Source organism: Arthrobacter sp. Bi26 (assembly GCF_918697925.1).
Lineage (GTDB): Bacteria > Actinomycetota > Actinomycetes > Actinomycetales > Micrococcaceae > Arthrobacter.
On the sequence record NZ_CAKKMF010000211.1, the window covers coordinates 1 to 1,175 of the forward strand.

General features: G+C 66.6%; 1 protein-coding gene. It reads left to right on the forward strand.

The genetic code is table 11. The features are described from left to right. Positions 1-36 precede the first annotated feature (36 nt). A partial coding sequence (manD, locus tag LQV16_RS23490) for a D-mannonate dehydratase ManD (RefSeq protein ID WP_229996231.1) occupies positions 37-1,175 on the forward strand: 1,139 nt, incomplete at its 3' end.

A 1,175-nucleotide genomic window follows, 5' to 3' on the forward strand; every position in this document is an offset into this window, starting at 1 on the left:
CTAAGACACCCCCGTTAGACCAGAAAAGGACCTGTTGTGAAAATCATTGCCGCTGAAGTCTTCGTGACCAGCCCCTCCCGGAATTTCGTGACCCTGCGGATCACCACCGAGGACGGGGTGACCGGGATCGGGGACGCGACCCTGAACGGGCGCGAGCTCGCGGTGGCCGCGTATTTGAAGGAGCACGTCGCGCAGCTGCTGATCGGCAAGGACCCGCACCGGATCGAGGACACCTGGCAGTTCCTGTACCGGTCCTCGTACTGGCGCCGCGGCCCGGTGACGATGGCCGCGATCGCCGCGGTGGACATGGCCTTGTGGGACATCAAGGGCAAGCTGGCCGGCATGCCGGTCTACCAGCTCCTGGGCGGGGCGTCCCGGAACGGGCTGCGCGCCTACGGCCACGCCTCCGGCGCGGACCTCCCCTCGCTGTTCGATTCGGTCCGGGAGCACCTGGAACTGGGATACAAGTCGATCCGGATCCAGACCGCGGTCCCCGGGATCAAGGCCGTCTACGGCGTCGCGGCCCAGGCGCAGGCCTCGGGCGAACGCTACGACTACGAACCGGCCGGGCGCGGCGCGTTCCCTCAGGAGGAGGACTGGGACACCCGCGCCTACCTCCGCCACCTGCCCACCGTGTTCGAGGCGGTCCGGAACGAGTTCGGCCCGGAAATCCCGCTGCTGCACGACGGGCACCACCGGATGACCCCGATCCAGGCCGCGAAGCTGGGCAAGGCGCTGGAACCCTACGACCTGTTCTGGCTCGAGGACTGCACCCCGGCCGAGAACCAGGAGGCGCTGCGCCTGGTCCGGGCGCACACCACCACCCCGCTGGCGATCGGTGAAATCTTCAACACCGTCTACGACTACCAGAGTCTGATCAAGGAACAGCTGATCGACTACGTGAGGGCCGCGTCCACCCACTTCGGCGGGATCAGCCCGCTGAAGAAGGTGATGGACTTCGCCGCGCAGTACCAGATCAAGTCCGGCTTCCACGGCCCCACCGACATCTCCCCGGTCGGGTTCGCCGCGCAGCTGCACGTCGGCCTGGCGATCCACAACTACGGCATCCAGGAATACATGCAGCACTCGGATGCGACCAACGAGGTCTTCGAACAGTCCATGACCTTCGTGGACGGCTACCTGCACCCGGGAGACAAGCCCGGCATCGGCGTCGA